Origin of the sequence: Streptomyces sp. RP5T (assembly GCF_003933965.1) — a bacterium.
In the GTDB taxonomy this organism is placed as follows: Bacteria; Actinomycetota; Actinomycetes; order Streptomycetales; family Streptomycetaceae; genus Streptomyces.
In genome coordinates this window covers 1-6,648 of record NZ_RSAJ01000460.1, presented here as the reverse complement: position 1 = coordinate 6,648, position 6,648 = coordinate 1, and the positions used below count along the sequence as shown (strand labels likewise).

The 6,648-nt window shown below is 74.1% G+C and carries 7 protein-coding genes; 4 read left to right on the top strand and 3 right to left on the bottom strand.

The window, feature by feature from the left end; translation table 11 throughout:
* The 3 genes from EHS43_RS33390 to EHS43_RS33380 form a co-directional block, all read left to right on the top strand.
* A partial coding sequence (locus EHS43_RS33390) for an HAD-IC family P-type ATPase (RefSeq protein WP_125194396.1) occupies nt 1–652 on the top strand: 652 nt, incomplete at its 5' end.
* 49 nt (nt 653–701) lie between these two features.
* Nucleotides 702–2,183 (top strand): AlkA N-terminal domain-containing protein, encoded by a 1,482-nt coding sequence (locus tag EHS43_RS33385; RefSeq protein ID WP_312023459.1) that lies wholly within the window; start codon nt 702–704, stop codon nt 2,181–2,183.
* A 19-nt stretch (nt 2,184–2,202) separates the two neighbouring features.
* Complete coding sequence (locus EHS43_RS33380) at nt 2,203–2,685, top strand: methylated-DNA--[protein]-cysteine S-methyltransferase (RefSeq protein ID WP_125194395.1); 483 nt, start codon at nt 2,203–2,205, stop codon at nt 2,683–2,685.
* On the opposite strand, the gene EHS43_RS33375 is transcribed toward EHS43_RS33380, so the two are convergent.
* The 3 genes from EHS43_RS33375 to EHS43_RS33365 all read right to left on the bottom strand — a co-directional run bounded on the left by EHS43_RS33375 (nt 2,682) and on the right by EHS43_RS33365 (nt 5,323).
* Nucleotides 2,682–3,419, bottom strand: coding sequence for a Sir2 family NAD-dependent protein deacetylase (locus EHS43_RS33375; protein WP_125194394.1), 738 nt, complete (start codon nt 3,417–3,419; stop codon nt 2,682–2,684). The two genes, EHS43_RS33380 and EHS43_RS33375, sit on opposite strands and share 4 nt — an antisense overlap.
* A 98-nt stretch (nt 3,420–3,517) precedes the next feature.
* Nucleotides 3,518–4,012 carry an NUDIX hydrolase gene (locus tag EHS43_RS33370; RefSeq protein ID WP_125194393.1) on the bottom strand — a complete coding sequence of 165 codons (495 nt, stop codon included), beginning with the start codon at nt 4,010–4,012 and terminating at the stop codon, nt 3,518–3,520.
* A gap of 237 nt (nt 4,013–4,249) precedes the next feature.
* The gene (locus EHS43_RS33365; RefSeq protein ID WP_125194392.1) at nt 4,250–5,323 is read right to left on the bottom strand and encodes an ADP-ribosylglycohydrolase family protein; all 1,074 of its coding nucleotides are present in this window, start codon (nt 5,321–5,323) and stop codon (nt 4,250–4,252) included.
* A gap of 168 nt (nt 5,324–5,491) precedes the next feature.
* On the opposite strand from EHS43_RS33365, the gene EHS43_RS33360 reads away from it, so the two are divergent.
* Nucleotides 5,492–6,610, top strand: a complete 1,119-nt coding sequence (locus EHS43_RS33360) for a glycerate kinase (RefSeq protein WP_125194397.1) — start codon at nt 5,492–5,494, stop codon at nt 6,608–6,610.
* Nucleotides 6,611–6,648 lie beyond the last annotated feature (38 nt).

The window sequence follows — 6,648 nt, the reverse complement described above, 5'->3', positions numbered from 1 at the left end:
CCACGCGGCGGCCGGAGCCACCGTCGTCCTCGTCACCGGCGACGGCGTCCCCCTCGGGACCCTCGCCCTCACCGACCGCCTCCGCCCCGGCGCTCCCGCCGCCACCGCCGCGCTCACCGCCCTGACCGGCACCGCCCCCGTCCTGCTCACCGGCGACAACGCACGGTCCGCCGCAAGGGTCGCCGAGGCCACCGCCCTGGTGGACGTTCGCGCCGGCCTGCTGCCCGAGGACAAGGTGGACGCCGTACGGGAGCTCCAGGACGCGGGGCGCAAGGTGCTGTTCGTCGGGGACGGCGTCAACGACGCGCCCGCGCTCGCCGCCGCCCACTCCGGCATCGCGATGGGCCGGGCCGGCTCCGACCTCGCGCTGGAGACCGCGGACGCGGTCGTCGTACGGGACGAGCTCGCCACCGTCCCGGCGGTCGTACGGCTGTCCCGGACCGCCCGCCGGCTGGTCCTGCAGAACCTGGTGATCGCGGGTACCTTCATCACCGGACTCGTCCTGTGGGACCTCCTCGGTCACCTCCCGCTGCCGCTCGGGGTCGCCGGGCACGAGGGCTCGACGGTCCTCGTCGGCCTCAACGGGCTGCGGCTCCTGCGCGAGTCCGCGTGGCGACCGGGCCGGGACCCGTCCCAGGGCGCGCGACGCTGATGTCGGATTCCCGCCAGCCGAGCGCTGCCGGGTGGTCGATGCTGGACGCATGCAGACGGGGATGTACACCGAGACCGAGCGCTGTGTGCGCGCCGTGCAGTCCAAGGACGCGCGGTTCGACGGCTGGTTCTTCACCGCAGTCCTGACGACCCGCATCTACTGCCGGCCGAGCTGCCCGGTGGTCCCGCCCAAGCCCGAGAACATGACCTTCTACCCGAGCGCGGCGGCCTGCCAGCAGGCGGGCTTCCGCGCCTGCAAGCGCTGCCGGCCCGACACCAGCCCGGGCTCGCCCGAGTGGAACCAGCGCGCCGACCTCGTGGCCCGCGCGGTGCGGCTGATCGCCGACGGCGTGGTCGACCGCGAGGGCGTGCCCGGCCTCGCCGCCCGCCTCGGCTACAGCACCCGGCAGATCGAACGCCAGCTCCTCGCCGAACTCGGCGCCGGCCCGCTCGCCCTGGCCCGCGCCCAGCGCGCCCAGACGGCGAGGATCCTCATCGAGACGACCGCGCTCCCGATGGCGGACATCGCCTTCGCGGCCGGCTTCTCGGCGATCCGCACCTTCAACGACACCGTGCGCGAGGTCTTCGCGCTCGCGCCGGGCGAGCTGCGCACCCGCGCCGCGAGGAGGACCGCGCCGGACACCCCCGGCTTCCTGTCCCTGCGCCTGCCGTTCCGCGCGCCCCTCAACCCCGACAACCTCTTCGGCCACCTCGCGGCCACCGCCGTCCCGGGCGTGGAGGAGTGGCGGGACGGCGCGTACCGGCGCACCCTGCGACTGCCCTACGGACACGGCGTCGTGGCCCTCACGCCCCGCCCCGACCACATCGCCTGCCGGCTGACCCTGAGCGACCTGCGGGACCTGACCGTCGCCATCAGCCGCTGCCGCCGGATGCTCGACCTGGACGCCGACCCGGTCGCCGTGGACGACCGGCTGCGCACGGACCCGCTGCTCGCGCCCCTGGTGGACAAGGCGCCGGGCCGCCGCGTCCCGCGCACGGTCGACGAGGCGGAGTTCGCCGTACGGGCCGTGCTGGGCCAGCAGGTCTCCACGGCGGCGGCCCGCACTCACGCGGCCCGCCTGGTCACGGCCCACGGTGAACCCGTCGACGACCCGGAGGGCGGCCTCACCCACCTCTTCCCGGCCCCCGAGGCCCTCGCCGCACTCGACCCCGCCGCACTCGCGATGCCCCGCACCCGCCGTACGACCTTCACCACCCTGGTGAACCAACTGGCGGACGGAAAGCTTCAGTTGGGCGTCGAGAGCGACTGGTCCGAGACCCGCGCCCGGCTCCTGGACCTGCCCGGCTTCGGCCCCTGGACCGTCGACGTCATCGCCATGCGCGCCCTCGGCGACCCGGACGCCTTCCTCCCGACCGACCTCGGAATCCGCCGCGCCGCCCAGGAGTTGGGCCTGCCCTCGACCCCGGCCGCGCTGACGGCCCGCGCGGCGGCCTGGCGCCCCTGGCGGGCCTACGCCGTCCAGTACCTGTGGGCGACCGACAGCCACCCCATCAACTTCCTGCCCGTATGAGCCCGTACAAGGACGTCCCGTGAAACAGCACACCGTGATCGACAGCCCCTACGGCCCGCTGACCCTCGTCGCCGACGACGGAGTCCTGTGCGGCCTCTACATGACCGAGCAGCGCCACCGCCCGCCGCAGGAGACCTTCGGCACGCCGGACGACGGGTGGTCCAAGGAGGCCGAGGAACAGCTGAAGGCCTACTTCGACGGTGAGTTGAAGGAGTTCACCCTGGAACTGCGCCTGCACGGAACCCCGTTCCAGCGCACGGTGTGGGAACAGCTCCGCAGGATCCCGCACGGCGAGACCCGCACCTACGGCGAACTCGCCGACGCCCTCGGCAACCCCAAGGCCTCCCGCGCGGTCGGTCTGGCCAACGGCAGGAACCCGATCGGCATCATCGTCCCCTGCCACCGCGTGGTCGGCGCCGACGGCAGCCTCACGGGATACGGCGGCGGACTGGAGCGCAAGCAGCGCCTGCTGGACTTCGAACGGGGGGCGGCGCTCTTCTAGGACGCGCTCCCGGCGCCCACCCTCCGCAGCAGTGCGGGCAGCGCCGTACCGATCGGCTCCCGGATCACCTCGTCCGCGCGGTCGTCGTACGGAGTCGGCTCGGCGTTGACGACGACGAGCCGGGCGCCGTGGTCGGCGGCGAGGCCCGCGAGGTCCGCCGCCGGCTGGACCTGGAGCGTGGTGCCGACGGCGATGAAGACCTGGCACGCCTTGGTGATGGCGACCGCCTCACCGAGCACCACCGGGTCCAGGCGCTCGCCGAACATCACGGTCGCCGACTTCAGGATGCCGCCGCACGCCCGGCACGGCGGGTCGGCCTCACCGGCCTCGACCCGGGCGAGCGCGTCCTCCATCGGGCCGCGGGCGTGGCACTTCGTGCACACCACCTGCCGTGCGGTGCCGTGCAGTTCGACGACCTTGCGGGCGGGCAGCCCGGCGAGCTGGTGCAGCCCGTCCACGTTCTGCGTGATCACCCGCACCGGCACCCCGGACTTCTCCAGCTCGGCCACCGCCCGGTGCGCGGCGTTCGGCTGCGGGTGCAGGGCGTGGTTCGCGCGCCGCATCTGCCACGAGCGGCGGCGGATCTCCGGATCGCCCATGTAGTAGTCGTACGTGACGAGCTTCTCCGCCTCGGGGTCCTTCCGCCACAGGCCGTTCGGACCGCGGTAGTCGGGGATGCCGGAGTCGGTGGAGACGCCGGCGCCGCTGAGGAGGGCGACGAGGGGCTTGGACATGGCTTCGAGGGTAGGCCGGGTGATCCGGGTCGGGCGAACGCATATCCGGCCGCCCGTCCGGGCCGGTCCGTGCGCACGGACCGCTGCGCCCGCCCCGGTCAGCCCACCCGGTGACCGTTCTCCAGCTCCGCCGTGCCCGAGCCGTCGGCCAGTACGTCCAGCGCGGCCAGGACGCGGCGGCCGAGGGAACCCGGAAGGTGTTCGGCGAGCTCCTCGCGCGGGACGAGGCGCCAGGACAGCAGTTCCTCCTCCTGGAGGCGGATCGCCTTGAACTCGTCCTCGGTGAGCACCCCGCCGTCGTACAGGTAGGCGACCAGCGGCGGGCGGCCCGTCCCGGGCACCCAGTCCACCGCGAGCAGTCGTCCGAGCTCACGGTCCAGACCGATCTCCTCCGCGGTCTCTCGGCGCGCGCCCTGCCGCGGGCTCTCGCCCTCGTCCGACTCGACGGTGCCGCCCGGAAGCGCCCAGCCATCACGGTAGTTGGGCTCGACCAGGAGCACCCGGCCGTCCGCGTCCCGGAAGAGCGCGGCGGCTCCGGCGATGACACGGGGGAGACCGGCGATGTAGGCGGCGAAGTCCTGGGTGGTGGTCATCCCCGAAGGGTAACCAGCCCCAGGGGAGCGCCCGGGCGGCCCATGGCGCCCGGGCAAGGGCACGGCGGCCGTCCTGGCTGGTCAGGACCGGGGTCGGGGATACGGACGCACCGGTGGCACCGAACGGCTCGCGAGGTGTCACGCACCAGCACATGGCCGATGACCGTGCGCCCCTCGCTTCCTGTCCTTCGTGGCCGCCGACCGACCCGTTCCCCCAGCTCAGGACGCCGGCTGTGCTCAGGCCTCCGTCTGCGCCAACCTGACCGTGCGCTCGGCCAGTTCGGTGATGTGGACGCCGTCGAAGCCGAACACCGCGCTGCGCACCCGGTCCTCCAGCGGCTCCTTCCACTGCTCCGGGATCGCGTCCGCCCCGGTGAGCACCCCGGCCACCGAGCCCGCGGTCGCGCCGTTGGAGTCGGTGTCCAGGCCGCCCCGGACCGTGAGCGTGATGGTGCGGGTGAAGTCGCCGTCGCCGTACAGCAGCCCGGCGGTCAGGACCGCCGCGTTCGGAACCGTGTGGATCCAGCCCAGCCCCGCGGTCTCCTCCGCGAGCGTGGTCAGGGTGTCCTCCCAGGTCATCCGGGTGTCGTGCAGGGAGGAGACCCGGCGGACCGTACGGGCGAGACGGCTGCTCGCGGGGATCACCGCGAGCGCCTGGTCCACCGCCTGCCGCACGGTCGCGGCCGTGAACGCCGCCGAGATCAGCGCCGCCGCCCACATCGCCCCGTACACGCCGTTCCCGGTGTGCGAGAGCACCGCGTCCCGGCGGGCCAGCAGGGCGGCGCGGCGCGGGGCCCCGGGGCAGGTCCAGCCGTAGATGTCGGCCCGGATCAGCGCCCCGATCCACTCCTGGCAGGGGTTGTCGTACGTCGCCGTCAGCGGCGGTTTCAGCCCGTTGGCGAGGTTGCGGTAGGCGGCCCGCTCCGCCGTGAACGTCTGGAGGTACGGCAGCCGCAGCAGCCACAGGTCGCCCACCTGCTCGGTGCTGAAGCCGAAGCCGTGGGTCTCCAGGAGGTCGAGGCCGAGGATGGCGTAGTCGACGTCGTCGTCACGGCAGCTGCCGTGGATGCGGCCGCGCACGCACTCGCGCCACTCGGGCCGCAGCTCGAAACCGTCGCTCTCGCCCACGGGCTCGGGAAGGTAGTCGGTCAGGGGCAGCGCCGCCGCCTGCCGCAGATAGCGGTCGATCCGGTCCCGCGTCCACAGGTCGCCCTGCTCGACCGGCTTGCCGAGCATGTTGCCCGCGATCCGGCCGAGCCAGCCCCCGTGGATGCGGTCGGCGAGCTCTGGCTCCGTGCCCACAACGGTCATAGCTCCGGTTTACCCCATTCCGGAGCACCGCACAGAGGGGTCGCAGGGCCTTCTCAGGGTCCGGTCGGTGCATGACGTCGGGGGGTGTCTGCGGTTAAGGTCGCAGCGGCGCGACTGGCCTTGACATGCGTCAGGCCCGGAGAGCAAGGGGAAGACGTGACACAGCGCGTGCTCATCGCCGCGGACAAGTTCAAGGGCTCGCTCACGGCCGTACAGGTCGCCGAGCGGGTGACCGCCGGACTGCGGCGGGTCGTGCCGGACCTGGAGGTCGAGTCGCTGCCCGTCGCCGACGGCGGTGACGGCACCGTGGCCGCGGCCGTCGCGGCCGGTTTCGAGCGCCGGGAGGTGGCGGTCGCCGGTCCCCTCGGACAGGAGGTCACCGCCGCCTTCGCGGTCCGCGGGGAGACCGCCGTCGTCGAGATGGCCGAGGCCAGCGGCCTGCAGCGGCTGCCCGCGGGGGTCTTCGCCCCGCTCACGGCGTCGACGTACGGCTCCGGCGAGCTGCTGCGCGCCGCGCTGGACGCCGGCGCCCGCACGATCGTGTTCGGTGTCGGCGGCAGCGCCACCACCGACGGCGGCGCCGGAATGCTCTCCGCGCTCGGTGCCCGCTTCCTGGACGCCGACGGCGAGCCCGTCACCCCGGGCGGCGGCGGCCTCGCCGACCTGGCCTCGGCCGACCTGTCGGGCCTGGACCCGCGGTTCGCGTCCGTCGAGTTCATCCTGGCCAGCGACGTCGACAACCCGCTCACCGGCCCCAAGGGCGCGCCCGCGGTCTACGGCCCGCAGAAGGGCGCCTCCCCGGACGACGTGGAGGCCCTGGACAGCGCCCTCGCCCACTACGCGACGGTGCTGGAGAAGGCCGTCGGCGCGAAGGCCGGCGAGTACGCCGCCTCACCGGGTGCGGGCGCGGCCGGCGGCATCGGCTACGGCGCCCTCCTGCTCGGCGCCGCGTTCCGCCCCGGCATCGACGTCATGCTCGACGTCCTCGGCTTCGCGCCCGCCCTGGAGTGGGCCGACCTGGTGATCACCGGCGAGGGGTCCCTCGACGAGCAGACCCTGCACGGCAAGGCCCCGGCGGGAGTGGCCGCGGCGGCGCGCGCGAAGGACAAGGAGGTCGTCGCCGTGTGCGGCCGCCTCGCCCTGCCCCCGGAGGCCCTCGGCCGGGCCGGTATCCGCCGCGTCTACCCCCTCACCGACGCCGAGCCCGACATCCAGAAGTGCATCTCCGAGGCGGGCCCGATCCTGGAGGACGTGGCGGAACGGATCGGCCGGGACTTCCTGGTCTGAACGGGATGCCGAGGGGCGCACGCCCCGCCCCTCACCCC

Excerpts from the sequence above, each read along its gene's own strand:
- EHS43_RS33385 (WP_312023459.1), top strand. The coding sequence starts at position 702 with ATGCAGACGGGGATGTACACCGAGACCGAGCGCTGTGTGCGCGCCGTG.
- EHS43_RS33375 (WP_125194394.1), bottom strand. The coding sequence starts at position 3,419 with ATGTCCAAGCCCCTCGTCGCCCTCCTCAGCGGCGCCGGCGTCTCCACC.
- EHS43_RS33370 (WP_125194393.1), bottom strand. The coding sequence starts at position 4,012 with ATGACCACCACCCAGGACTTCGCCGCCTACATCGCCGGTCTCCCCCGT.
- EHS43_RS33365 (WP_125194392.1), bottom strand. The coding sequence starts at position 5,323 with ATGACCGTTGTGGGCACGGAGCCAGAGCTCGCCGACCGCATCCACGGG.